Consider the following 23,650-nt stretch of genomic DNA (forward strand, 5'->3'; position numbering starts at 1 on the left):
GTGAGTATGGTGCGCTCACTTGTTAAATCTTTCACTCAACGTGCTGCGAATGCTGTCTAGTGCTTTGTGGCGGGTTTGCTTTCGGGCTTTTGCATGATTCTACTGTTTTGCCAAATCTCTTTCTTCACGGTAGTGTTGTGCGCTGGCTTTCGGGGGCGTGACTGTTGAGTGTTTGGCTGGCTTGTTTGTTAGGGAAACGAGTCGGTTTTGTTAAAGGGCTTGGGTTTGGTGCTACTAGGGGCATCAGGCTCCAAGCCCTTTCTTTTTGCGTTCCACTGTTTGGCTCAGTTTGTTTCAAGCAGCCATTGCGCTATGTCTATTACGCGGATTCCTTCAATGTCGTAAGAATCGTGACGAGTGTTTGCAAGCAGATTCGCACTTTCACTTTCAAAACTGTAAAATTTTTTCACTTTTGAAAGTGAGTGCCTATTTGCGCTCGTGCGCGAAGGCTCTTTCTTTTTGCTTAAGTTTTGCGAATCTTTACTTTTGAATATACAAGATTGCAATTATCTTTACTTTTTATGTTGATTATGGGAAAATAAGTAAAGATTTTAGTGCGTGAGTATTTAGATTCGTCATGATTTATCTCAATCAAAACTATGCAAGCAGAAGAAAGCGAACTGTTAAAATGTATGATTACGCGGGATTTAACAAAAGGCTACAAGAAAAAGGCGTTAAAAAATCGCAATTAGCAGCCGAGCTGCATATTTCTTCTCGTACGATTGCAAAAATCTCAAAAGGCGAAAAACTATCAAATTCAGTAATCACGAAAATCAGCGACTATTTACAATGCAAGCCTAGCGAATTGTATCGTGTAATTTCTGGTAACCATATTTTGCAAAGACTTAGGGAAGAGAAGGAGCATCGTATGCCTGGTGGAATTTATCACGAGCTTCAAATTCGCATGACGTACAACTCGAATCATATTGAAGGTAGCCAGCTAAGCGAAGATCAAACTAGGCGAATTTTTGAAACTAATACTATCGGTTCCGAAGAAAATGCGAATAGTGTATTTGATAGCGCGGATTCAAGCGTTGGCGTAGCAGAGAGCGCATCTATTAAAGTTGACGACATTGTTGAAACAGTGAATCATTTTCGCGCGATTGATTATTGCATTGATGTTGCCGAAGAGCCTCTTAGTGAAGACATGATTAAGCATTTACATTTGCTGCTTAAGCGTGGAACGAGCGACGAGCTTCTGCCTTGGTTTCGTGTGGGTGATTACAAGTCGCGCGCGAATGTTGTAGGTGGTGTGCAAACTTGCGATCCGCAAAAAGTGCATGAGGAGATTAGCAGGTTGTTGGCAGAATATCTTGCTAAAACTGATTTGCAGCTAGAGGATATAGTTGATTTTCATTACAGGTTTGAGCGAATACACCCATTTCAGGATGGCAATGGTAGAGTTGGGCGTTTGATTGCTTTTAAGGAATGCTTAAAGCATAATATTGTGCCGTTTATTATTGAGGACAGAAAGAAATACTACTATTATCGCGGTCTCAAAGAATACAGCAATGAGCGCGGATTCCTAGTTGAAACTTGCTATGACGGTCAAGATACGTTCCGTGCGTTGTTGAAGCTTTTTGGGTTGTGACGCGTTTTATTTATTGCATTCTGCAGCTTGTGTGAATATCACCTCACTTCGCAAAATTAAAAAATTTTCAAATTTGCGAAGTGGAGTTTGCTTAGTTTATCGAAATTGATTTTGCTTGGCGCTAAAGCGTGTAAATCATGCTACGCCGAAACGAGTGGCGTAATGTTGCCGATGTTGGATTCGTCAAATCGCAAAATATGCTGTAATCAAAATGCATTGCGAATAGTAAAATAGTGTGTAGATATTTTTGATTTTTGAGCGGGTTCTGGCAGGGAGAAGAAATGATTGATAAAGAAACGCAAAAATTACGACTAGAAAACGTTGCAATAGCATTATCTTCAGCAAAGTTAGAAGGCGGTGTGGTATCTTCTGCATGCTTGGCTGATACAAGAAAATATATTCGAGGTTCTATAAGCGCTGATGAGCTTATATCGCTGACTCGTAAGCGTTACGGTCTGGAATAAGTAATCTTAAGCTGTTTAAGGGTTAAATGATGGTTGATGAAGTTTTTGACCCATATCTTATTCCTCATACGCGAGTGCTGAAGAACAAGCTGAATGTACAAACTCAGGAAGATCTTGATTTCTTTGAAAACGATTTAGTTTCAGTTCGCAGCTATAAGTTGTACGAAAACTTGCCGCATGCTGAAGGAACTGTTAAACAATTGCAGTGGATTCATCATTATCTTTTTCAAGATGTTTACGATTGGGCTGGTCAGATTCGCACTATAGATATGACTAAAGGCGGCGGCGAGCCGTTTCATCCGCTTGAATACATGGGCGTTGGGATTCGTTACTGTGAGCAAACGCTTAAAAATGATAATTTATTGCAAGGTTTATCTATTGATGAGTTTATTAGTAAGCTAAGCGTAAATTACAATAATTTTAATGTTTTGCACCCATTTCGTGAGGGTAATGGTAGAACGCAACGCGTTTTTTGGGATATAGTTGCGAGAGATGCTGGATACCATTTTGATTGGGGATTAATAACGCAGCGCGTTAACGACGAAGCTTCAATCCAGGCTAAAGATGCTAACGATACGAAGCTGATTGAGGATATGTTCCACATTATTACAAAGCCTTTGAATGTTGAGCTTTTAGCTCAGCAGCAGTTTGCACATCTTGTTGAAGAAGAATACGGATATGCGCCGAATGTGGCTAGTGTTTTGCAAGATAAGGATTACGCGGCGTATAAAACGCGTTACGGCATAGATTGAATTTAGCGTTTGAGTATTGCTAACGCCGAAGCGAGTGACATGATGTTGCTGATGTTGCCAGTTCTGCCGATGTTTCTATAGTGCGTTTTTGCCAAAATGTAGGTATAGGCGAATATATTTTGCCTGCTATACCGCTGTTTTGCGAAAATGTCGGTATAGATGAATGTTTTTTACTCGCTATGCCTTCATTTTGCCAAAATGTAGGTATAGAACATGTTTTTCTGTAAACTATGACGACATTTTGCTATTTTGTGGCTTTTGGTGGATATTATTGTGGTTTTTGATGATTGATAGAGTGTTTGATGTTGGGAGTGAGGAAAGTGATGTTCGGGAATGTAATGGCGATTGAGCGCACGCTTGGCACTGGGATTATTATCTCTAGCAGCAAGCCGATTGCGCAGTGTGTTGAGCAGCGGATTCGCGCTTTTGTTGAAGAGTATGAATCGGTGCTTTCGCGCTTCCGCGCAGATTCGCTTGTTTCGCACATGGCTAGTGCGGAGCATGGCGGCGCTTTTGAGTTTCCAACGTGGGCGCAACCGCTTTTTGCTATTTATGACGAGTTCTACGATGCAACGCACGGCGCTTTTGATGCTTGTGTTGGTGAGGATTTGCTTGCGCTTGGCTACAGTAATTCGGTGCAATTTTTGCCGGAATTGGCGAGTAGTGTGAGCGAGGATAGCGCAAGTTGGCGCAAGTATCATCGTTCGCTTCCGGTTAAGTGGGGTGATATTTCGCGATATGACGGCAGCACAACGCTCCACACAAGTCAGCCAGTGCAACTTGATTTTGGTGCAGCCGGTAAGGGCTATTTTGTAGATCTTGTAACGCAGATTCTTAAAGACGAGCTTAGTGGAGATTCGCGTGCCGATTTTGATTTTTTGGTAAATGCCGGTGGTGATATGCGCGCTTGTTCTAGCGAAGAAAATAGCCAAATAAAAGTTGCGCTAGAAAATCCTTTTGATACAACGCAAGCGGTAGGTGTGGCATCAATTGCATGCGGATCGTTGTGTGCTTCGTCTGCTGCAAGAAGGCGTTGGATAGTAAAAGACGCAAATTGCCTTGCAGACAATGCTTTTGAATCTAATTGTCACAAATCTAATGGTTGCGAATCCAATGCTTTTGAATCTAATTTAATTGCGACTCACTTAATCAACGCTTTAGATGGCGTCCCTTCGCAAAAACTTTCTGCAAGCTGGACTTACATTCCTGCTAAAACTTGCGCTTTCCCAACTGCTTACGCCGACGCGCTCGCAACTGCGCTTTTTATTTCGCAAGAAAGCGATTTGCAAAAAATCGTGCAAACTACCGGCGCTGAGTTTGCTATAATTTCGCCAAATTATGCGCTTCGCAAAACATCCGCCTTCCCAGCGCACTTTTTTGCTGAATAATCGCAAAAACGAAAGATAATTCTCGTTATCAACATATTTTTTGTAATATTTGCGTGTTTTTTGCTCCGAACTATATCAATCTACATGATATGTCGATATCATGTACCTGTGGGGCCTTTGATGGCAAGTTTTAGTTGGGTGCGCTCAATCGGGGTAGAGCGCGTTGAGAAGCAGGAAGTGTAAGAAGACACGAGGAGATGTTATGCGCGCGTGTAAAAGTGTGCGCCGAGTTGTTTCCGGTGCTACCGCGCTCATGCTGGCTGTATGCATGGTTATGTGCATGTCTATGTGCACGTTTGCGAGTTTTGTTATAAGCTCGTTTGCTGTGACTATGCCAGCTTTTGCAACAGACGCAGATCGTTCGTACGCTAGTTGGTCGGATGTTTCTAAGGCGATTGATAGCCAATTGAATCAGGGCCAAAGTGAATATAAAAGCGGCAATAATTCGGGAGCTGCCACACGATTCCAGGCAGCTTACAATTCCGTTTATGTTGCTTCGAATATGATTACTGTTGTTCGAGATACTTTTGGTCAGAATAAAGTTCAATCGCAAAGTGATCAATTCCAGCAGCTGCAAACGCTTGTGTACCAGCAAAATCAGGGAGATCAAATAGCAGCTGTGTCGAAAGCTCTTTCGGCAGATGTTGCGCAGACTGCAGCTCAGCTTGACTCAAACTCAAAAATAGATAAGCCGAACATTTACGCGCAAAAACTTCGTGCGCAAATCAAAGCAGAGCGCAAAAAGCTTGACGCTGCAAAAAAGAAGAATCTTGGACGCAATGGTCGTACGTGGAGTCAAGTTGCTCGAGAAATGAACGTTATTCTTGACAAATCCGTTGCAACCTACAAATCTGCAAAAGGCAACAAGTCTCAAGTTGCAGCAGCAGTTGATTTAATCAACGAAGCCTACTATCAGTATTACGAAAAGCTCGGTTTTGAAAAGAACGTAATGAATGCAATAAGCGGTAGTCGAGTTTCAACAGTCGAATATCAGTTCAAAGAGTGCCGCCAAGCAATGAACAACGGAAAAACTGTTGAGCAAGCTAAAAAGTTCGTAACGGATCTTAAAGCAATGCTTATTGAAGACTCGGCGAAATTAGACAAAGGCGCATCTTCAAACGCGAATCCGTTTATGCAGTTTATAACAAGTTCTTTCGGACAAGCTTTTGTGATTTTGCTTCGCGAAGGCTTGGAAGCGCTGCTGGTTGTTGCAGCAATTATTGCGTACCTGATTAAATCCGGCCACAAAAACATGGTTAAGTACATTTACTTAGGACTTGCTGCCGGTATTGTGGCTTCGTTGATTGTTGCAGCTCTGTTTGGCTTACTTTTCAACGGTTCCGGACCTCAGCAAGAGATTACAGAAGGCGTGGTTGCACTGTTTGCAATGCTTATGCTTCTTTACACAAGCAACTGGATGATTTCGCGTTCTTCCGTACAAGCGTGGAATAAGTATATTAGTGATCAAACTACTGCTGCAGTGTCTAAAGGCAGCCTGATTTCACTCGCTCTGCTTAGCTTCCTTGCGGTGTTTAGAGAAGGTGCAGAAACTGTAATCTTCTATCAGGCTATTTTTGCTGTTTCAAGCGGAGCTGACTCCCTGATTTGGGGCGGTTTTGCTGCCGCTGCTGCAGTTCTGGTAGTTATATTCTTGCTTATTCGTTTTGCTTCCGTTCGCATACCAATTCGCCCATTCTTTACCGGCACAAGTGCTCTTATGTCTGTGCTTGTGGTGATTTTTGCCGGCGGTGGCGTGCATGCTCTTATTGAGGGTGATGCGCTCGCAGGTATGTATATTCAAGGCTTGCCAACTAACGATTGGCTTGGGTTCTATCCGTACGTGGAAACGATTACGGCTCAGATTGTTGCTGCAATCGTGGTAATTTCGCTACTTTGCGTGTCTATTGCGCGGAGTCGTGGAAAGCGCGCGATAGAAGGTAAATAGGCAAAATTAAATAAACAACAAATAAATAACTAAATAACAACTAAACAATAAATAATAAAAATAACTAATCAATCAAAAGAAAAGGTTAGATATGAAGAATAAAAAAATGATGGCAATTGTAGCTTTGGCTCTCGCAGGTGTGCTTGCGCTTGCTGGCTGCGGTTCTAACGGAAATTCCGCAAAGTCTGCTTCTAAGTCACAGTCAACAGAGCAGAAGGCTGACGACAAGGCTGATGACAAAGGCGGCGATAAGGGCTTTGAAGAGGTTCCAGTTGGCCCTCACCAGGATCAAAACATTGGACCTCTTACTATTGGCGCTGTGTACTTCCAGCCAGTGGACATGGTTCCAGCTGGCATGGGTTTGAAGGCTTCAGAGGCTAGCTTCCACCTTGAGGCAGATATTCATGCTAACCAAAAAGGCACTAAGCTCGGCTACGGTAAGGGTGAGTTCATTCCAGATTTGACTGTGAACTATGAGATTGTTGACAAGGCAAGCGGTGAATCTGTTGTCAAGGGTACTTTCATGCAGATGAATGCTTCCGATGGTCCTCACTACGGTGCAAACGTTAAGCTCGACAAGGCTGGAAACTACAAGCTCGTGCTTTCAGTCGAATCCCCAGAAAAGAAGGGTTGGATGCTTCACGTCGATCCTGCTACCGGCGTAACCGGCCGCTTCTGGACTGAGCCAATCAAGGCCACATTCGACGACTGGAAGTACACTCCTCGCCAGTGGTAGTAATAGTTAGTAATAATTAGTAATAGTTAGTAAATATTAGAAACTATTGAATAATAGATTGTAACTAATAGCAAAGGAGGGAGTTATGCTCAGACTGTTCGTAACAGTGCTTCCTGGGCTGCTCCCTCTTATGCTACTTACAATGGGCTTAAGTGCTTCTCTTACAGTGGGTGAGGGGCGAGATAAGCCGCTGAGTGCACGCTGGAGACTGTACGGATTGTCGTTTGGCACAGTTGCTGCACTTATTTTTGCAATTCTTCGCGCAAGCGTAGTAATTAATCAGCGTAACTTTGTGAACATGCCGGCGCTTTGCGTTGCAGTTCCTTTCGATATTGCAGCGATTGCTGTTGTAATTCGCTCTCGCAAAACCGTTGAAAACTGGCGTGAGCATCCACTTGCAATGCACATAAGCAACGCAATCGGCGCGTGCGCACTAGCATTTACAGTATTTTATGCGCTTCCGGATGTTATTTTGCAGCTTACTATTTTTGTAGATTCAAGTACGCCGCCTTTTACATCCGACATGCTTCTTCGCGCGCTCGGATTCGTGCTTGGTGCAGCTGCCGCGATTTGCATAAGTCTTATGGTGCGCTCTTTGCGAGCCACATCTAACGCAATTTCCTTCAAAATTGCAATTGTGCTCAGCATGATTATTCTGCTTGTGCAGCACGTAACTTCACTTTTGCAGATTATGCAAGGAAGTATTCTGCTTTATATTGACGACTTTTCTTTCAGCGTGCTTGTTTGGCTGATTAACAATAATCCGCTTATGATTATGGCGCAAATTAGCGTATTTTTGATTCCTGCAGTTGCGTCTCTCGTAATCGGTTTTAAGACGGCAGTAGTTGGCGAAAATGCTGCAGAAATTCGCACAAAGCGAGCTTTTAAGCGGAAATCTCGAAAGTCTGCGCTCGCAGCACTTTTGGCTGCGCTTACAGTAATACTTACGCTTACTGCAGGCGTATCTATTATGAATATTAAGCCAACTCTTACGCCTCCTGAACCGTACGAATTGCACGATGGCTTGGCAACTATCAACTTTGTGCAAATTTCAGACGGCCACCTTCATCGTTTCCAATACAAAGCAAAAGATGGCACTGTTACGCGCTTTATAATCATTAAAAAGAATGGTGGAGCGTACGGTGTTGGCTTGGACGCGTGTGAAAACTGTGGAGATGCAGGCTACTACGAAAAAGACGGTAAGATTATTTGCCGTAAATGTGACGTAGCAATTAACTTAGCAACTATTGGATTTAAAGGTGGTTGCAATCCGATTCCGTTCCCGTACAAGGCTGGGCATGGCAAAATCACAATTCATACTGCTGATTTAGACGTGCTTAGTTCGCACTTTAAGTAAGGAGCAACTAATGTTTATGATGCGCATGGTTGCTCGATCTCTTGTGAGGCAAATAAAAAAGCGTGTGCTGATTGCGCTTGTAGTGTGCTTAAGTGCGTGCGTTAGCGTGTCAATGCTTAGCGTTGTGTACGACGTTGGAGACAAGATTAACGCCGAGCTTAGCTCGTACGGTTCGAATATTGTTGTTCAGCCAAAATCTAGCGCTGTTGTAAATGATTTGTATGCTTCTCGCGAGCAGGAAGACGCTGCTTCTTTGCATAATTTAGCAGCTGCCGAAAGCCAAGAGTCTACTGCTTTTTTGAAGGAATCAGACGCTGCAAAAATTAAAATGATTTTTTGGGCGTTTAATATTACGAATTTTGCGCCGAAAATAAAAGTTCACGCAAATCTTGAATCGAAGTCTTCTACTAAAACTGTTGTGCCTATTGTTGGAACTTGGTTTAATCGCAAGCTTGCGCTCGCTTCAGGGGAAACAACTGTTGTTGGTGTTCGAGGCTTGCGCTCTTGGTGGAAAATTAATGCAGGCCGTTGGGCAAAAGATAATCAATCCGAAGCAATGGTAGGTTCGCAGTTAGCTGAGCGCTTGCACTTAAAACTTGGCCAGCGTTTGCATTTGCTTCGCGACGGACGTGAGGTTTCGCTGCGCTTAGTTGGCATATACGATTCTGGTGACGACGATAATAACGCAATTTACGCAAGCTCTAGCGATGCTCAAAACCTTGCAAATAAGCCGAATATGGCTGATTTGATTGAGGTAAAAGCGCTTACTACTCCGGAAAATGATTTAGCGCGTAAGGCGGCTAAAAATCCGGCAGCGCTCAGCCAGGAAGAGTGGGAAACTTGGTATTGCACTGCTTACCCGAGTTCGATTACTTACCAAATTGAGGAGGTAATTCCTGGAGCTGTTGCAAAGCAGGTTCGTCAAGTTGCAGCTCTTCAGGGTAACGTGTTAAATAAGACGCGCGCTGTTATGGTTTTGATGACTGCTTTGAGCTTGATTGCTGCGGCTGTTGCTGTGGCGAATCTTATGGCTGCTTCTATTTCTGAGCGTTCGGGCGAGCTTGCCTTACTCAAGGCTTTAGGTGCGCGTGATGGTGCTGTTGCTCGTCTTATGCTTATGGAAACCGCGGTTATTGCGCTTGGCGGAGCGCTACTCGGCATGGTTTTGGGATTTGCGGTTGCGCAGATTATTGGTTTTACAGTGTTTGGCTCTGCGATTTTGTTCCGACCAATGGTATTTGTTCTGGTGTTTGTGCTGCTTGCGTTGACTGTGCTTGCGGCTGCAGGCTCGTCGATTCGTTCGATTCTGAGTGTGCGTCCTGCGGAGGTGCTTCATGGCAGGTAAATCTTATATGACTTCCAACAATTCGATGTTTATAACTATGCTATTTAGCGCGGTATTTCGCCGAAAATCGCGTGCTTTAATGGCTGTTATTGCAACTCTTGTTGGTGCTGCTACGCTGTTTTGTTTGGCTGCAATCTGCTTGGTTGTGCCTCAGCAGATGAGCGACGAAATGCGCGCGTACGGAGCGAATATTATCGTAACTCCTTTAGAGGGTGAGTGGAAAAACGGTATTGATCGCGCAATGGTTTTGCACACAAACGATATGGTTCTTGCAAAAGGTGCTATGCGTTCTGCTACATATCGTTACGAAAATGTGCGTATTAACGCAGCTCCGTATGTTTTAGCAGGCATTGATGTGCGTTCGGTAAAGTCGCTTAATAAGCATTGGAATGTGGATGGCTCTTGGCCGAGCAGCGGAAATGTGATGGTTGGGCGAGATGTTGCTTCGGCGATGGGCTTAAAAATAGGTTCTCGTATTGCGATTGCGTATAGGTCTTCGGATAATACTGACGGTTCGCATAAGCCGGCAGAAAAGTCCGCAAGTAAGTCCGCAAGTAAGTCTGCAAGTAAGTCTTCATATCAGTCTGCGCAAAAATCTTCTCAACAAAAGCTTGTTGAAGGCCGCGTTTCAACGGATATTATGGATACTCACGGCACAACTTTCCGCGTTTGTGGCATTTTAGACACTGGCGGCGCGGAAGATTCTATGCTTTATGCTCTTAATGCGGATGTGAATACTCTTACTAGAGTTAAGCGCGGAGCAGACGTGATTGCTTACTCGTCTTCTGCGCCTAGTGTTGATGCTGTTGTGAGAAGTATTAACGACATGACTTCTATGCGTGTGCGCGCTCAGCAGGTTACTAAAGTTACTGCTGCTGACACTGGTATTATTACAATGCTTCGCAGCCTGTTCTGCATTGTGTCGCTAGTTGTTCTAGTGTTGATGATGGTTGGTGTGAGTACCACTATTTCTTCGATTGTGCAGCAGCGTCGAAACGAAATTGGCTTGCGTAAAGCTTTGGGTGCAAGTGCCAAGAGTATTGGCGTGGAATTTACTGCCGAAGCTGGATTATACGGCTTGATTGGTGGCATTGCTGGTACTGCAGTAGGGTATGTGTTTGCTCGTTTGCTTGCAGCAATGGTGTTTGCTAGAGATTTGGGCGTGAATTGGTGGCTTGTTGCATTTTCTGTTGCATTTAGCCTGATTGCTTCTTGCGTTGCTGCGTTGCCGCCTGTTTTGCGCGCTTCAAAAATTGACCCTGCGATTGTGCTTCGAGAAGAATAGCTTTTAGAGTGATTTTAGAGTGATTACTAAGGATTTGAGTTAAGGATTTAATATGACAGAGAATAAAGAAACTAAGCCGGAGAACACAAAAGCTACGCCAAAAATGCTTTTGACTTTGGACCATATTTCCAAGATTTATGGATCTCTTCGCGCGGTTGACGATTTGTCGCTTACTGTGCCAGAAGGCGAGTGGCTTTCAATTGTTGGCTCGAGTGGTTCTGGTAAAACCACGCTTATGAACATTATTGGCTGCATGGATTCGCCATCTAAAGGCTCTGTGTCTTTGCAAGGTCGCAAACTTGAGGATTTGAATGCAGGTCAGCTTGCAGACGTTCGTAAAAACGTAATTGGCTTAGTTTTTCAAAAGTTTTATCTCGTGCCGCATTTAACGGCAGTTGAAAACGTGATGGTTGCGCAATACTATCATTCTGTTGTTGACGAAGCTCAGGCAATGGATGCTTTGGATCGAGTTGGTTTGAAGGACCGCGCTCACCATTTGCCAAGCCAGCTTTCGGGAGGTGAGCAACAGCGTGTTTGCGTTGCGCGTGCGCTTATAAACTGCCCGAAGTTGCTGCTTGCGGATGAGCCGACTGGTAATTTGGATGAAAAAAATGAGCAGATTGTGCTCGACTTGTTTAAGCAGCTTCATTCCCAGGGCACTACGATTATTGTTGTAACGCACGATTCTTTGGTTGCTCAGTGTGCGGATCGCGAAATTATGCTTAATCACGGTGTGCTTGTTGGTGAGCGCTGGAATAATGAGGATGCTCGCAAAGCGTACGAGGCGATTGGTGGAAAGCCTGCGTTTACGAGTGCGCATATTGATGAAAGCGTTGCGGAAGCTTTGCAAGACCATGAGCCTACTAAATCGCCTAAGTTGGCGAATTTAGATGATTAGTTGCGCGAAGTTTTAAAATATACAAGATTTAAAGGCGATGATTTTATGGTTTCAGATAATATGTTTCACGATGTTTCACGCGATGATTTGAAATCCAAAAAAGTTGCAAAAACCGTTGCTACACTTGCGATTGTAGCCGCGTCGTCCGCTATGTTTTCTGCTTGTGGCGAGCCAAGCGCTGTGCCGATGAACGATGAGTTCGCTGGTAATTCCGGTCAGAGCGCGGATGATGGTGGTAATCCTTCTGGCAAGTACGATGCTGGCGCTCAGCAATCTAAATCTTCTGCGCAAATTGAGGATTCTGGAGATTCGCAAGATTCTAAAAACCAGCAGAATCAGCCTAAAACAGACACCGGCAATTATAAAGATGGCGACTACAAGATCAAAGCTACGTATGGCCCTGTTGCAGAAGATAGTATTGAAGTAAATTTAAGCGTTGCAAATGGAAATGTTAGCGATGTGCAAATAACATCTCATCCGTTTACGCCGATTTCAAAGGGTCATATGGATGCATTCTCAAAGGCTATACCCGGCAAAATCGTTGGAAAACCGTTAAAAGATTTGCATATTTCGGTTGTTGCTGGAGCAAGTTGGACTAGTGATGCCTTCAACAAAGCGCTTGATGTTGCTCGCCAAGAGGCTTCAATTCAATCCGCGCAATAATCTTGAACCACCTTAATCTTTGACTTCAAAAATAGTGCCTTCGTTTCGAGTCATCGTTGCTGTGCTTGCTCCGGTAGTTGCTATAAATGGAATAATAGCATTACTGTATTCGTGCATGAACTGTACAAAATCATGATTCCAAGAAATAATCGCAACGTACAAAATAAAGAATTCGAATGCTGTAAATATTGCCCACTTAAGAATCCAAATAAGCGTTTCTTTAATAAGTTTTATAGAGTCCTTGCTCATGAGTTGTTCCCTTCCAATTTGCTGTTTTGTTTGTGAGCATTGTAGCTAATTCGCGTACACTGCCTATCGTTCGTATGTATTTCTAGTATAAATGCCGCAAGTCTTCGAGCAATATTATGTACTCAGAACTTAGTACTCAATATTGCGCGGAAAAGGTTTGTAATTAGACTTAAATCAACGCACAAATATGTTGCAAATATATGTTGCAAATATAAGTTGCGAATATATTACAAATATAAGGAGATACAAACATGAGTAGCGCAAATATGGATAGTGAAAATACTGTCAATCAAATTAAAGAGCAGGAAGATAACCTTGCGGAAAATAATAGCGAAGAGCTTTCACAAGATGAAATTGATGAATTAGCTAAGCAATTAGAAGAATTCTTTACAAAATATATTGTGCTAGAAAATGGCTCTTTTGTTGTAAAAGAAGACGCTATTATTGCAGACGGTTATGAAGATCGCATAGAAGATTTTCACAAAGCTGCAAAAGGATTTAACGTTGTAATAGAAAAACAACATAAGCATTAATTACTTAAAGATCGCTTTCATCAATAGGGTGACCTTGTGGGCGCTTTATTACTCGCCACAAAATCACCAATGTTAAGACGCCATTTGCAATTCCGTAGTAATAAATCCAAGGAACGTGAATAAGCCCGCAAATAAAGCATGAAATAATATTGGTTAAATTATTTAGATAATTGCTAAGTATTTGCTTATTTTGTGATTCGACTTTTTTGCGTTTTTGCTCAAGAGTTGTTATGTAATCTTTGTTGTTTTCTATATTCTCAACATCACTACTTATGCTGTTAGCGCCTGCGCCGTCAATCTTAGATATATTATTTTCTATATACGCATTTTTTGCTTTAATAACGCTTTTGCGCAAGAAAAAATATGCATAAGAATACAATGCAACAGAAAGAAGTCCTGGAACAAGCCACAAAACGAAAAAGTCAAAGCTACGCATAAAAGCAGCTGTTGAGGCAAGTGCCATCGCAGCTACTTCTGCGGAGTGCAATACTACTAATCGTTTTGTCATATAATCCTGCTGCAATCATTATTGAAACTGCATTTTCAAACGCAACTAAAAGTCACATATTGTTACTTATTATAAGCACATATGATTTACGCGCAGTACTTGTAATCATTTTTTACTACACAATTTGCCCTACTTTGCGCGCGTTTATAAAGTAGAATATAAGAAAAGTAGCGTGTGATTGCAAGAAAGCCATTATGCCAAAAACGTATGCAATAGTAGATAACGACCCGCTAGTTTTAGCGGTTATGCGAAACGTGCTCAGCAAGCTTTTGCCGAGTGAGTACGTGTGCAAATGGTGCGTAAAATCAGGCGTTCAAGCTTTGAAATATTGCCTCGTAACAAAAACAACTCCGGATTATATTTTGATTGATATGTCAATGAAAGACATGTCTGGAGTGGAAGTAATACGCGCAATTCGTGAGCAAAACAATAATATTGTTTTAATTGGCATGACCTCTTACGATTGTAAATCCTATGCTTCGTCAGTAGCGCAAGTTGGTGGGCAAGCTGTGGTTGCTAAAGACAATTTCAAAGGATTGGCAGAAGCTTTGCAATATTGCGATAATCAGAAGGTGTATGGCTGCCGTTGCGTTAAAGATGTTGCTTACGATTTTGCTACTCCGCAAGAATCTTTTATTAGGCTTTCTAAATCAAGGTCGCGTAGTGTTTTGCCGCCTCAAGAACTAAAAATCATGGATCTGCTCGCTAAAGGTTACACGACGAATCAGATTGCGGCTCAACTTGGTCTTATGCCAAACACTGTGAACACGCATATTCATAGGATTTACAAAAAATTGCATGTTTCTAATCGCGTGCAAGCAATATCTGCATTTGCTGCAATGCAAAATCGTGAGCAAACTAGCAATCTGCAATATTTTAATGATTTGCCGCAAAATCATCCGAATATTTTGCAAGAAACGGATAGCGCATGTTAATGAAAACATTTTCGCGCGTTATTGAGTTGGTTAAAAGCTGGAAAATTCAGCGAACTTTATTCATAATATTGGCGATTCTTGTAGTGTCAATGGATGTGCAATCGTGCAATACAGCTGGGTTGTGGCATAATCCATTACAATCTGCGTGTCAATACGTTTGGATGTTTGCAATATTTCTTTTGATTGCTTTTCCGCGTCAAATATCACTCGTAACTCCGATTTTGTATTGCGTAACGTTAGCAGTACCAAGTGTAAATGCGACTTGCGTGCTTTTTTCGCTGATTGCTAGCATGTTTGTTGCAGGCTTTTACGATTCGTGGAAGTATTTGCTTTGTGCGTACATAGTTTCGCTGAATATTATGTACTTTGCAAAAATGGCGTACATTCCGTTTACTTTTCCTTGTTTTATTCTTATTTCCATGATTTGCGGTTACGCTTTGCGCAAGTATTTGAACATGTTGGAAGAAAATAATCGTGCAAAAATGGATATTGTACGAAGCAAGTTCCAGTCTTATATTGCGTCGGTTGCGTTGCAATTGCATGACGATGTGAACAATGAGATTACGGATATTACGCTGCTTGCAACGGATGCTTTATATGCTGAGAACAATGAACATACAAAAGAATCGTTAGAGCAGATTGTTGAACATTCGCGTAACGCGCTTTCCAAAGCGAGACTTGTTATCAGCCTGCTTGAGCAAGCTGAGCAAAAGTATGATGATTCTTTAGATTCAAATATTGCCAGCACGCAGTTTGTTTATGGTTCTAATAGCAATGATCGCATGAATTTGACTGATTTCTTATGCAATATTCGTGCGCGCTTACAAGCTGAACGGCAAATTTGCGAGCAGCTTGGATACTATGGCTCTCTAACAGTGGTTGATAAAAGTTCGGGGAGTGGTGATTTTACTACATCTGCAACTGTTAGTACTGAAAAGGCTCAATGCGCTATTCGCATGTGCAGCGAGTTGCTTACTAATATTCGCAAGCATTGCAATACTAGCGTTGATTTTTCTATGAATGTTACGGTTGATGAGCGCGAATGCAAAATAATGTGCATGAATTCGATTTCGACGTTGAATAAGTTTGGTGGAAGACTCGTTTTTGGCAAAGGGCTACTGTTTCACAAAAAATCTGTGGAACGTTTAGGTGGATCTTTAAGCGCTCAAAAAGATGATGACACTTGGCTGGTCAATGTTGTTATTCCGCTAAACTAGCAGCGCTCAAATCATGCGTTATCGTGGCAGAAATTGCAAAATTCGCAAAAACTGCCACGATAACGTGTATAACATAGCAACAAAACAGCATTCTGCATTGCAAATTAACCACCTACTTGCATCTGCTGCGCAAAGGTTCGTCCAAATACTCGATTAAAACGCGTCCAGACACTCGGTCGAAATACGTCCAAATACTCGATTGAAGCGCAAGGAAGCACAATAAGCATCTTGCGCAATGGCTATTTCTCTGCATGAAGCGGAACATGTACATTAATAATCCACGAATCACCATCTTCAATAACTTTAAAAGTTCCACCAACGCGTTCCGCAAGCATCTTATGAAAACGCAGTCCATATCCTAATTGCAAGTTAGCAAGGATACCGCGTTGCGCACTATTTATACACGTAATATGACATTCATGGTCATTAAGCATTACATTCATGGCGTATTCTTTAGGCTTTGCAGCATGCTTTTTTACGTTCGCAAGCAGTTCTCGGCAAATATACTCAATCTGAGCACATTCTTCAAAAGGCAAATGGATTGATTGGGAATTTTCAGCAGCTAAATCACTATTCAAGTCAATGGAACCAATATAGCCAAGCTTCTCAAATGACTTTTGCTCACCATCAAATAAAACGCGTAATCCTGTACAAAAATCTTTATAACATGTAGTCGATTGCATAACATCGCCAGTGCTTGCAGTTGTAGCATTGTCAAGAAGAGAAATGATATTACGTGCTCTATGAACAGTTGTAGTAGCACGTTGAAGAATCTCTCGCGAATTTTCATGCTCTTGTTCATGAGTTGTTTGAGGTTCAATAGATTGTTGAGCCATCATCATAATGCTGGAAAGCTCATTAGTTACTTCATCGTGCATGCGAATTGCTGCAATAGTGGCATATTTTTGAAAAACGTTGTAACGCTGTGCAAATAACTGTTCCTGTTGTTGGTGAATAGTAGAAATATAGTATTTTACGATTGCGCTAGAAATAAGAGTGATAAGAAGCCACCATGCTAACGCATAAGCGTTTTGAAAATCGCAGATAATAAAGAACCATGAAGAAACTCCGCAAGAAGAAAGCACAGTGTACCAAGGTTGAGTAATTACAGCAATTGCCAAACAAATCAATATGGTAAGCATCATAGATGAATAGTTGATATTTGGCGCAATAATTACCAACGGCATCCAAATGAGCACAATAAAAGATGCTTTACGAGGCCATATTGCAATACATAAGCAGATTACAATCCATACTATTTCAACCGTAATGGAATGCCAATTAGAGTAGTAATGAAGATTATTATAGGAACAAATTTCAAGAATCAAAGTACAACTTATGATCACACCAATTCCAATTTTCTGCCAGGCATCATGCGGCAAAAAATTGATCATACGCGTTAATAATTTCATAACTACCTACTTTTACACGTTAATTTCTTACACGTTATATGTCATGTGAATATTTTGCGAGCGCAGCAAGCGCCTGCATTCGACTTCGGACTTGAAGTTTTCCATAAATACGACGTAAATGCGTGTTTACTGTTGAAACTTTCACATTAAGCTGATCTGCAATCTCTTTCGTAGAATACCCCTGTTTGCAAAAGCGCATAATTTCCGATTCTTGAGGAGACAAAACTGAAGTCTTCGGAAGTTGAGAAATCATATTAAATGATTCTTGCGGAGTGTGAAAATAGTCAATATATTGTGGCAATTCTGGGCAACCGTAGCTTGTTGCGCGCGATTGGATGGCTGCAACTACGTCTGCTAAATTGTCTTTATGCACTAACGCTTGACCACCCGACTTAGCAACTTGCAATACGTATTCATCCAGCATGTAGGAAGTAATGCCAATTAAAACAATATTGCTATTGCGCTCGCGAATTGCTTTAATTACATCAACACCACTCATTTCTCTCATTGACATATCTACTAAAAGTACGTCAGGAGTATTTTCTGTAACGCAACGATGAATAGCTTGTTTTGCAGAAGAGCACATCCATGCACAAACAAAGTTTTCAGGCAAACGACTTTTTAGAAGAAGTTGCATGTACCGCAATACAAGCGTGTCATTATCAACAATTGCGTAAGTAGTGTTCATACAATATATGGTATCTTGTTTTTTAAATCCGCTTATCAAGAGATGTGCGACTGTATTGTTTTTCTCAAATTATCAAGATTGTACACATTAAAGTGCCATACACTAGCACTTTCCGTTGGCACACTCCATTCTTCTGTTTTACCATTGACAGTAAAGCGAATTATTTGAGTTGTTGGCTTATTTATAACTTCAAAATTAGTGAGTTGATTCCACGGAATGCGACGAAGATGCTTATCGTCTAATTTAGCTAGATTACTCGAGCCTAAAATGACATTCGGATTAACAACAATAAACTCATTATTAGTGGCAGCGATAATACGCGCAGCAACGCCTTGCTCTACATAGAATAATTTAGGTAACAAAAATAGTTTGATTAAATCTTTCCACCAAGGGTCGTACTTCATAGTAAGCACATATGTTTTACCAACTGAAAGATTATGCGCTTTAAAGTACTTAACAATATCCTCTTCTCTTATACCGCGCAAAGGATTAGTCATAATAAGCACCTCCTTGTGATTCTTGTTTTGTAAATTACCAACATACTAACGTGCAGATTTTATATACACAAATAGGCGTACCTATTTTTAACGATAGCGTTTTTAGAAAACTTTTATTATTAGCAGTTTGCATGTTCTCAACAATCAATATTTAAGAATATTTTCGTTTTGGAAATATTCTTAAATAGAGGCATACTTATGGAGTTATCGTGGCAGTTTTTGCGATTTTTGCGATTTCTGCCACGATAACTTGCTTAAAAATATAGCGTTGCAATTCTTTGTTGCTTTTACACTACAAAAAATATAAAATATTAGTATGAAAGCAACAGAAGTGAGGCTATTGTGTCAAACAAAGAGATACTCCTTAACTATTTAGATAATAATCATGGAATAATTACATACAAGGATTGTAAAACATTAGATATTCCAACTATATATTTAACTCGTTTGAAAAACGAAGGTGTTCTTAATCGAATTGAAAGGGGGATTTTCCTCTCTTCCAATGGTGATTATGACGAATATTACTTCTTTCAATATCGTTATCCACAGGCCGTATTCTCTTATGTTTCAGCTCTTTATCTTCAAAGTTTTACAGATGAAATTCCACAACATTTTGAAGTAAGCGTTCCTAGAGGATATCGTTTTAATAATCCACCCTCAAATTTAGCTATTCATTGGGTTTCAAGATTGTATAGCAAGTTAGGCGTTACTACAACGGCTACCCCAATGGGGAATAAAGTACGTGTCTATGATTTTGAACGTATTATTTGTGATTTTATAATAAACAGAAACAGTATTGATTCTGAACTCTTTGTTAAAACTCTTCAAGCTTATAGTAAGTACAATGGGAAAGATCTTATAAAACTTCATGAGTATGCAACAAAAATGAATATATCCAATAAAATTAAGCAAACACTGGAAGTGCTACTGTGAATAAGGCAAAATTAACAGTGGCAAAATTATTCGAAAAAATATAGTTATACAAAAGGAATAACATTTTCAAGCGTACTTGATGAAATTATAAACTTATTGAACGTTCTTAACGCTAAGCAAAATGACTAAATTTTGTATCCATTGGCGACAAAGCGACAATTTTGGCGATATAAAAATGTCGCTTTGCGTCATATCTCTCATGTTTATTCTTGACAAACTCATACAGCGACTTTAATATTTTTAATAAAAGTTTAATTTAATTAAAGTTTATAGGCTGAAGAAAGGGGTGATATGGATCACATTCCAAGATGGATGGCTAATCTCACAGATGAAGATATGTCGTTTATAAAGAACTTTGTATTATCGTCTGGATCGTTAAAAGAAATGTCGCAAATGTATCAAGTCTCTTACCCAACGATGAGAATCAGGCTTAACAGGCTCATTGAAAAAATTCGAATAAGCGACAATGAACCAGAAGACCCGTTCGTTCTTTTAGTAAAGAGTCTTGCTATTGACGATAAATACGATGTTGACACAGCTCGAACACTCATAAACGAATATAGAAAAAGAAAGGATGAATCATGAGCTATGCATTATTTGGTCCGATAATTGACATTCTTATCGCACTTGTTATATGTGCTTTAGTGTTCTTTATTGCAAGAAGTCTTATTCGCTATGCGCATTCTCTTAAGAAGGACGATAAGTCGTCTAAGCAGTCTGCAGAAGATAAAAGAATTGCGTTACAGGACTTATAAAACACAAAAACCGAGTTATCGTGGCAGTTTTTGCTAATTTTGCAATTTCTGCCACGATAACTCGTATAACATAACAACGAAACAGCATTATGCATCACAGATTAACCGCCTACTTGCATCTGCTGCGCAAAGGTTCGTCCAAGTACTCGATTGAAATACGTCCAAGTACTCGATTAAAACGCGTCCTTAACATTTCTTGTTGACGCAACGAATAAGTAAATCTATCATGTTAGTGGGAGGCACATTGCCCCCCCCCCCAACAAATAAGTTGGAGGTTTACGATGAAGAAAATTTCACGTATTGCATCGACAGTAGTGTTAGCAAATGCTACAGCCTTTTGTAGGCACTGGTCGTGCTACTGCCTACTGGGATTGCAAATAATCCGTATGCATGAATAACTTATTATAGGGGTATGCGATGTCTCGATTATTGCGTTCATTATCATGCATGCTTGTTCTTCTGCTTGCGTTATTTGCATCGCTGTTAGGTTTGACAAGAATGAATGACTCCTTGGGTGATTGTATTGCTATATATCCGCAAACGAGTCGTCTTTTTTCATTACGCGGTGTGACAGAAGACAAAGCTGATCAAATTTATGCATTACTCAAGAAGACTGTTGCTCAGCATAATGCTTTTGTGGTTCGTAATGATATGCGCTTGGCAGCGAGTGACGCTGGTGTAGATGGTTTTGAGCTTGGCATATTTGGCAATCCGCGAGGTAAAGATGATTTGCTTACTTTGTCATATCTCGGAACGCCAATCCTGACATCGCATGCCTTTACGCAATTATTGCACAGCGAAAGCAGCAAAACGCTTGGACTTGATATGGCAAAAGCAGATATGCTTGCTGATCTTCCCACTATTTCCATTGAGGGTTCGCGTTTAGTCGTTCGTCAATTAGATGCCCTCGTCAACAACAGCAAAACAAAGCTTGGCGATTACAGGATTGTGGGACTTTCTAGCCGAGACTACCATGCATTAGTTACTCAAGCTGCTCGCATCGCTGGTACAACCTACCAAGATTTTCAACGTGGAAAATCTGGAATAGTACGATCCAATAGTTTTAATCAACTTACTTTTATTATTGTCTGCATTGTAACAGTGTTGCTTCTTGGCATTACGATAATTGCTGATGGGTATCTTTCGTATAGAACATTGGGAAGCTACTTATTGCTGGGTTGGTCGCGCTCATCGTTTGCTTTGCGTCACCTTATGCCGATACTTGTTTCAACGCTCGCCGTATATCCTCTTGTTTGTATCGTGATGAGTTCATTTACTCACGGATTTATATGGAATATTCAATTGTTAATGCAGGCGCTGATTATAGCGTTGCCAGTTATTGCAGTTGTGTTGCTACTCAGCGCATTAGTCATTTTGATGATTATTTCTGTGAAACCAGTAGATGCAATTCGTAATCGTATTACCAAACGCGGTATGCTTATTGCTCTTGCGCTCGTTTATGCTATTGCATCAACATGCGTATTAGAAGGTGTGCATAGCATAGATGGGCCAATAGGCGAGTTGACGAAAAGTGTGGAAGTTGCTCGTTTGTGGCATCCTGTATTAAAGCAGAGAATTATGTATCACCGTCTTGTAGGGCAAGATGGTGCTTCGGTATCTGGTCAATCGACGCAGTATGCCAAAGATGCTTTTGCATGGTATCGTTCTATTGAGGATAAGCCAGGAGTAAGGCTTGTTTACACAAGTTTCTTTGATGCGGATATACTACAAGATTGGCGCAATGGTAGCGTATATAAGCATGTGCCTTCTAAGCCATTCTGGTCTTTTGTGGCGTCGCCTAAGTACTTGCAAGATCAAGGATTTACTGTAGATAGCGATGTCAAAAACCTTGCTCGTCAGGGCGTGCGCATTTACTTCATTCCCGACACGTATAATCCTCAAGAGCAGACTTCGATGAGGCAGTGGCTTCAAGAGTCAGACAACTTAACGTCTACTGATGTTTCGACCAAGTTTACTGCGCATCCACAATTCGCATTCCGCACGTATCATCCTTCTCGCGAGTGGTTTAACTGGTCTACGGATATTCATCATAAAGTTATGGTAAAAGATCCTATTATTTTTTATGCGACGAGCGATAATTTGAATGCGTCTGAAAGTGAATCATTACTTGCTGGCGGCCTTGACAATAGCTACATTAAATTGAATTATCAAGCAGCAGCTCGATATCTGAGCGACGCTTATACTGCACGGTATCATCTTGATGATAATCATCTTCAATTCTTACAAGTAGGAGAATGCATTGCAGGCTACCAAAAGACGATTATGCAGACGTTGCAATTGTTTGGTAGCGTAATTCTGCTTATTACTCTGCTTATGTTGATATTGCTTATAGCGATTATTGCTATGTTCGCAGCATGCTATCAAGAAAGTATTGCAGTGAAACGATTGCTTGGTTTTTCGCTATTACGCATATTTTCTATGCCATTCTTGCTTGTGGGAATCGTTCAAGGAGTACTTTTTGTTATTGCTTCGATTGAACGTACTCGTTCTGGCATGATATATGTGCTGATTTCGGCAATTATTGAACTCATATTATTGACGATACAGACATATTATTTGAGTAATAAACACATTACTTCTATGGTAAAGGAGTAGTTGATAATGCAAAACAATGGTATTGAACCTTTAATAAGCGTACGCAATCTTTATAAATCATATGGAAATCGACCGGTTTTACATAATCTTAGTTTTAGTGTGCAACAAGGAGAATCGTTAGCAATCATGGGGGCTTCTGGCTCTGGAAAATCCACTATTCTCAACATTCTCGGCATGCTTGAAACCTATGATAAAGGTGAAATAAAGATTGCTGGCAAAGAACTTCCAGCTATCAATTCTGTTGCTGCTACTAAGTTACGTCGTTATCATATTAGCTATTTATTTCAATCGTTTGCATTACTCAATGATCGAACTGTGTTTGATAATTTGTGGATTGCAATGACATATAATAAAGAGTCAAAGTCTGTTAAACGCCAAATGATTGATAAAGTTCTTGCTGAACTCGGTATTGAGTATGCTAAAAATGACCGTATTGCTGTGCTTTCTGGTGGTGAACAGCAGCGAGTTGCGATTGCTCGTGCAATGCTGAAACCTGGCTCTTTGATTTTAGCAGATGAACCGACGGGCTCACTTGATAGAGATCTTGCTGATAAAGTGTTTGCGCAATTGCAAGCGATGAATAAAGAATATAACAAGACCTTGCTTGTAGTGACGCATGATCCTTTGATTGCTCAGCGATGTGATCGTGTGTTGCATATTGAGGCGCTAGCTCGGTAGTCGCATTGATTATCTTCTCTTCGTTAAATTTCGAGTTATCGTGGCAGTTTTTGCTAGATTTGCAATTTTTGCCACGATAACGCGCGGTTGCGTTGAGTATATTGCAAAATAGTATAATTTAGATTATTATAATTATGATTATAATAATCGCGATTATAATAACTTGAGCGCAGATTCAGCAGCTATAAGATGCGCTGAAAAATAT

25 protein-coding genes are annotated in these 23,650 nt (G+C 41.0%); 19 read left to right on the forward strand and 6 right to left on the reverse strand.

All coding sequences use genetic code 11. From position 1 onward, the window contains the following. Nucleotides 1-284 precede the first annotated feature (284 nt). Nucleotides 285-410: a hypothetical protein gene (locus tag NG78_RS06215; protein WP_255263852.1), complete on the reverse strand. Its 126-nt coding sequence runs from the start codon at nucleotides 408-410 to the stop codon at nucleotides 285-287. A gap of 167 nt (nucleotides 411-577) precedes the next feature. On the opposite strand from NG78_RS06215, the gene NG78_RS04550 reads away from it, so the two are divergent. The 11 genes from NG78_RS04550 to NG78_RS04500 all read left to right on the forward strand — a co-directional run bounded on the left by NG78_RS04550 (nucleotide 578) and on the right by NG78_RS04500 (nucleotide 12,424). Further along, nucleotides 578-1,591 (forward strand): Fic family protein, encoded by a 1,014-nt coding sequence (locus tag NG78_RS04550; RefSeq protein ID WP_230454144.1) that lies wholly within the window; start codon nucleotides 578-580, stop codon nucleotides 1,589-1,591. A 281-nt stretch (nucleotides 1,592-1,872) separates the two neighbouring features. Further along, nucleotides 1,873-2,055 (forward strand): antitoxin VbhA family protein, encoded by a 183-nt coding sequence (locus NG78_RS04545; RefSeq protein ID WP_004134089.1) that lies wholly within the window; start codon nucleotides 1,873-1,875, stop codon nucleotides 2,053-2,055. Between the two features lie 29 nt (nucleotides 2,056-2,084). Further along, nucleotides 2,085-2,807, forward strand: a complete 723-nt coding sequence (locus tag NG78_RS04540) for a Fic/DOC family protein (RefSeq protein ID WP_004134090.1) — start codon at nucleotides 2,085-2,087, stop codon at nucleotides 2,805-2,807. A gap of 323 nt (nucleotides 2,808-3,130) precedes the next feature. Next, entirely contained in the window at nucleotides 3,131-4,195 is a 1,065-nt protein-coding gene (locus NG78_RS04535) for an FAD:protein FMN transferase (protein WP_004134092.1), read from the forward strand. A gap of 202 nt (nucleotides 4,196-4,397) precedes the next feature. Beyond that, nucleotides 4,398-6,140 carry an FTR1 family iron permease gene (locus NG78_RS04530; protein WP_004134093.1) on the forward strand — a complete coding sequence of 581 codons (1,743 nt, stop codon included), beginning with the start codon at nucleotides 4,398-4,400 and terminating at the stop codon, nucleotides 6,138-6,140. 91 nt (nucleotides 6,141-6,231) lie between these two features. Beyond that, nucleotides 6,232-6,876 (forward strand): iron transporter, encoded by a 645-nt coding sequence (locus NG78_RS04525; RefSeq protein WP_004134094.1) that lies wholly within the window; start codon nucleotides 6,232-6,234, stop codon nucleotides 6,874-6,876. 85 nt (nucleotides 6,877-6,961) lie between these two features. Continuing rightward, nucleotides 6,962-8,233: a DUF2318 domain-containing protein gene (locus NG78_RS04520; protein WP_004134096.1), complete on the forward strand. Its 1,272-nt coding sequence runs from the start codon at nucleotides 6,962-6,964 to the stop codon at nucleotides 8,231-8,233. A 10-nt stretch (nucleotides 8,234-8,243) separates the two neighbouring features. Next, nucleotides 8,244-9,578: an ABC transporter permease gene (locus NG78_RS04515; protein WP_004134097.1), complete on the forward strand. Its 1,335-nt coding sequence runs from the start codon at nucleotides 8,244-8,246 to the stop codon at nucleotides 9,576-9,578. Next, entirely contained in the window at nucleotides 9,568-10,863 is a 1,296-nt protein-coding gene (locus tag NG78_RS04510; protein WP_004134098.1) for an ABC transporter permease, read from the forward strand. The genes NG78_RS04515 and NG78_RS04510 overlap by 11 nt, the downstream gene beginning before the upstream one ends. 52 nt (nucleotides 10,864-10,915) lie before the next feature. After that, a complete protein-coding gene (locus tag NG78_RS04505; RefSeq protein WP_004134099.1) occupies nucleotides 10,916-11,761 on the forward strand; it encodes an ABC transporter ATP-binding protein in 846 nt (281 codons plus the stop codon). A gap of 45 nt (nucleotides 11,762-11,806) precedes the next feature. Next, nucleotides 11,807-12,424, forward strand: coding sequence for an FMN-binding protein (locus NG78_RS04500; protein WP_004134100.1), 618 nt, complete (start codon nucleotides 11,807-11,809; stop codon nucleotides 12,422-12,424). A 12-nt stretch (nucleotides 12,425-12,436) separates the two neighbouring features. Here NG78_RS04500 and NG78_RS04495 read toward each other — a convergent pair whose 3' ends face one another. Next, nucleotides 12,437-12,673, reverse strand: a complete 237-nt coding sequence (locus NG78_RS04495) for a hypothetical protein (protein WP_004134101.1) — start codon at nucleotides 12,671-12,673, stop codon at nucleotides 12,437-12,439. A gap of 251 nt (nucleotides 12,674-12,924) precedes the next feature. On the opposite strand from NG78_RS04495, the gene NG78_RS04490 reads away from it, so the two are divergent. Further along, complete coding sequence (locus NG78_RS04490; RefSeq protein ID WP_004134103.1) at nucleotides 12,925-13,206, forward strand: hypothetical protein; 282 nt, start codon at nucleotides 12,925-12,927, stop codon at nucleotides 13,204-13,206. Between the two features lie 4 nt (nucleotides 13,207-13,210). On the opposite strand, the gene NG78_RS04485 is transcribed toward NG78_RS04490, so the two are convergent. Further along, nucleotides 13,211-13,714 carry a hypothetical protein gene (locus NG78_RS04485; RefSeq protein ID WP_032837663.1) on the reverse strand — a complete coding sequence of 168 codons (504 nt, stop codon included), beginning with the start codon at nucleotides 13,712-13,714 and terminating at the stop codon, nucleotides 13,211-13,213. A 194-nt stretch (nucleotides 13,715-13,908) separates the two neighbouring features. Between NG78_RS04485 and NG78_RS04480 the strand changes: the two genes are divergently transcribed. Both NG78_RS04480 and NG78_RS04475 read left to right on the forward strand, forming a co-directional pair. Next, a complete protein-coding gene (locus tag NG78_RS04480) occupies nucleotides 13,909-14,649 on the forward strand; it encodes a response regulator transcription factor (RefSeq protein ID WP_004134107.1) in 741 nt (246 codons plus the stop codon). Further along, nucleotides 14,643-15,866, forward strand: a complete 1,224-nt coding sequence (locus NG78_RS04475; protein WP_004134109.1) for a histidine kinase dimerization/phosphoacceptor domain-containing protein — start codon at nucleotides 14,643-14,645, stop codon at nucleotides 15,864-15,866. Before NG78_RS04480 ends, NG78_RS04475 begins: the two co-directional genes overlap by 7 nt. Nucleotides 15,867-16,105: 239 nt before the next feature. Here NG78_RS04475 and NG78_RS04470 read toward each other — a convergent pair whose 3' ends face one another. Genes NG78_RS04470 through NG78_RS04460 form a run of 3 tightly spaced genes read right to left on the reverse strand, consistent with a single transcriptional unit; the run spans nucleotide 16,106 to nucleotide 18,463 of the window. Beyond that, entirely contained in the window at nucleotides 16,106-17,278 is a 1,173-nt protein-coding gene (locus tag NG78_RS04470) for a sensor histidine kinase (protein ID WP_004134111.1), read from the reverse strand. A 34-nt stretch (nucleotides 17,279-17,312) separates the two neighbouring features. Then, nucleotides 17,313-17,966, reverse strand: a complete 654-nt coding sequence (locus NG78_RS04465; protein WP_004134113.1) for a response regulator transcription factor — start codon at nucleotides 17,964-17,966, stop codon at nucleotides 17,313-17,315. Nucleotides 17,967-18,001: 35 nt separating this feature from the next. Then, complete coding sequence (locus tag NG78_RS04460) at nucleotides 18,002-18,463, reverse strand: hypothetical protein (RefSeq protein WP_004134115.1); 462 nt, start codon at nucleotides 18,461-18,463, stop codon at nucleotides 18,002-18,004. A 342-nt stretch (nucleotides 18,464-18,805) separates the two neighbouring features. On the opposite strand from NG78_RS04460, the gene NG78_RS04455 reads away from it, so the two are divergent. The 5 genes from NG78_RS04455 to NG78_RS04440 all read left to right on the forward strand — a co-directional run bounded on the left by NG78_RS04455 (nucleotide 18,806) and on the right by NG78_RS04440 (nucleotide 23,445). Continuing rightward, on the forward strand, nucleotides 18,806-19,396 hold the full coding sequence (locus tag NG78_RS04455; protein WP_004134117.1) for a type IV toxin-antitoxin system AbiEi family antitoxin domain-containing protein: 591 nt from the start codon (nucleotides 18,806-18,808) through the stop codon (nucleotides 19,394-19,396). Nucleotides 19,397-19,687: 291 nt separating this feature from the next. Beyond that, complete coding sequence (locus NG78_RS04450; protein ID WP_004134118.1) at nucleotides 19,688-19,981, forward strand: DUF2089 family protein; 294 nt, start codon at nucleotides 19,688-19,690, stop codon at nucleotides 19,979-19,981. Further along, nucleotides 19,978-20,151, forward strand: coding sequence for a hypothetical protein (locus tag NG78_RS06110; protein WP_004129684.1), 174 nt, complete (start codon nucleotides 19,978-19,980; stop codon nucleotides 20,149-20,151). The genes NG78_RS04450 and NG78_RS06110 overlap by 4 nt, the downstream gene beginning before the upstream one ends. 417 nt (nucleotides 20,152-20,568) lie before the next feature. Beyond that, a complete protein-coding gene (locus tag NG78_RS04445; protein WP_004134120.1) occupies nucleotides 20,569-22,767 on the forward strand; it encodes a hypothetical protein in 2,199 nt (732 codons plus the stop codon). 6 nt (nucleotides 22,768-22,773) lie between these two features. After that, nucleotides 22,774-23,445, forward strand: a complete 672-nt coding sequence (locus NG78_RS04440; RefSeq protein WP_032837665.1) for an ABC transporter ATP-binding protein — start codon at nucleotides 22,774-22,776, stop codon at nucleotides 23,443-23,445. Nucleotides 23,446-23,650: the final 205 nt, after the last annotated feature.

It is taken from the genome of Gardnerella greenwoodii 00703Dmash (assembly GCF_000263635.1).
Classification (GTDB): domain Bacteria; phylum Actinomycetota; class Actinomycetes; order Actinomycetales; family Bifidobacteriaceae; genus Bifidobacterium; species Bifidobacterium greenwoodii.

Excerpts from the sequence above, each read along its gene's own strand:
- NG78_RS04550 (WP_230454144.1), top strand. The coding sequence starts at position 578 with ATGATTTATCTCAATCAAAACTATGCAAGCAGAAGAAAGCGAACTGTT.
- NG78_RS04545 (WP_004134089.1), top strand. The coding sequence starts at position 1,873 with ATGATTGATAAAGAAACGCAAAAATTACGACTAGAAAACGTTGCAATA.
- NG78_RS04540 (WP_004134090.1), top strand. The coding sequence starts at position 2,085 with ATGGTTGATGAAGTTTTTGACCCATATCTTATTCCTCATACGCGAGTG.
- NG78_RS04535 (WP_004134092.1), top strand. The coding sequence starts at position 3,131 with ATGTTCGGGAATGTAATGGCGATTGAGCGCACGCTTGGCACTGGGATT.
- NG78_RS04530 (WP_004134093.1), top strand. The coding sequence starts at position 4,398 with ATGCGCGCGTGTAAAAGTGTGCGCCGAGTTGTTTCCGGTGCTACCGCG.
- NG78_RS04525 (WP_004134094.1), top strand. The coding sequence starts at position 6,232 with ATGAAGAATAAAAAAATGATGGCAATTGTAGCTTTGGCTCTCGCAGGT.
- NG78_RS04520 (WP_004134096.1), top strand. The coding sequence starts at position 6,962 with ATGCTCAGACTGTTCGTAACAGTGCTTCCTGGGCTGCTCCCTCTTATG.
- NG78_RS04515 (WP_004134097.1), top strand. The coding sequence starts at position 8,244 with ATGTTTATGATGCGCATGGTTGCTCGATCTCTTGTGAGGCAAATAAAA.
- NG78_RS04510 (WP_004134098.1), top strand. The coding sequence starts at position 9,568 with ATGGCAGGTAAATCTTATATGACTTCCAACAATTCGATGTTTATAACT.
- NG78_RS04505 (WP_004134099.1), top strand. The coding sequence starts at position 10,916 with ATGACAGAGAATAAAGAAACTAAGCCGGAGAACACAAAAGCTACGCCA.
- NG78_RS04500 (WP_004134100.1), top strand. The coding sequence starts at position 11,807 with ATGGTTTCAGATAATATGTTTCACGATGTTTCACGCGATGATTTGAAA.
- NG78_RS04495 (WP_004134101.1), bottom strand. The coding sequence starts at position 12,673 with ATGAGCAAGGACTCTATAAAACTTATTAAAGAAACGCTTATTTGGATT.
- NG78_RS04490 (WP_004134103.1), top strand. The coding sequence starts at position 12,925 with ATGAGTAGCGCAAATATGGATAGTGAAAATACTGTCAATCAAATTAAA.
- NG78_RS04485 (WP_032837663.1), bottom strand. The coding sequence starts at position 13,714 with ATGACAAAACGATTAGTAGTATTGCACTCCGCAGAAGTAGCTGCGATG.
- NG78_RS04480 (WP_004134107.1), top strand. The coding sequence starts at position 13,909 with ATGCCAAAAACGTATGCAATAGTAGATAACGACCCGCTAGTTTTAGCG.
- NG78_RS04475 (WP_004134109.1), top strand. The coding sequence starts at position 14,643 with ATGTTAATGAAAACATTTTCGCGCGTTATTGAGTTGGTTAAAAGCTGG.
- NG78_RS04470 (WP_004134111.1), bottom strand. The coding sequence starts at position 17,278 with ATGAAATTATTAACGCGTATGATCAATTTTTTGCCGCATGATGCCTGG.
- NG78_RS04465 (WP_004134113.1), bottom strand. The coding sequence starts at position 17,966 with ATGAACACTACTTACGCAATTGTTGATAATGACACGCTTGTATTGCGG.
- NG78_RS04460 (WP_004134115.1), bottom strand. The coding sequence starts at position 18,463 with ATGACTAATCCTTTGCGCGGTATAAGAGAAGAGGATATTGTTAAGTAC.
- NG78_RS04450 (WP_004134118.1), top strand. The coding sequence starts at position 19,688 with ATGGATCACATTCCAAGATGGATGGCTAATCTCACAGATGAAGATATG.
- NG78_RS06110 (WP_004129684.1), top strand. The coding sequence starts at position 19,978 with ATGAGCTATGCATTATTTGGTCCGATAATTGACATTCTTATCGCACTT.
- NG78_RS04445 (WP_004134120.1), top strand. The coding sequence starts at position 20,569 with ATGTCTCGATTATTGCGTTCATTATCATGCATGCTTGTTCTTCTGCTT.
- NG78_RS04440 (WP_032837665.1), top strand. The coding sequence starts at position 22,774 with ATGCAAAACAATGGTATTGAACCTTTAATAAGCGTACGCAATCTTTAT.